The sequence below is a fragment of the Nocardiopsis sp. MG754419 genome, assembly GCF_018207095.1.
In the GTDB taxonomy this organism is placed as follows: domain Bacteria; phylum Actinomycetota; class Actinomycetes; order Streptosporangiales; family Streptosporangiaceae; genus Nocardiopsis.
Window position 1 is genome coordinate 1 of record NZ_QOCZ01000421.1, and the last position, 340, is coordinate 340.

Genomic DNA, 340 nt, shown 5'->3' on the forward strand with positions numbered 1-340 from the left:
ACCGGCGTGATGACGGTCGTGATGATGGTGTCGATGCTGCGTGTGACATGGCGCAGGGTGCGCTTCGTGAGAACAGCAGTGTCCCCGAAGAAGTACGCGGTCATCCTTGGCCCCTAGTCGTTCGTGCCGGTGGCGTCGCTCTTGTCGTCGCCACCGATAATCGAGAGGAAGATCTCCTCCAGGGTCGGCTGCTTCTCGACGTACTCGACCGTGGCGGGCGGGAAGAGCTGCTTGAGCTCGGCGAGGGTGCCGTTCACGATGATCCGACCCCGGTGGAGGATCGCGATCCGGTCGGCCAGCTGCTCGGCCTCGTCCAGGTACTGCGTGGTGAGCAGCACTG

Annotated in this window: 1 pseudogene; it reads right to left on the reverse strand. The window is 63.8% G+C overall.

What is annotated here, in order from left to right:
• Positions 1 to 113: 113 nt before the first annotated feature.
• Positions 114 to 340 (reverse strand): annotated as a pseudogene (locus tag DSY14_RS28380) (ABC transporter ATP-binding protein); the annotation flags it as partial.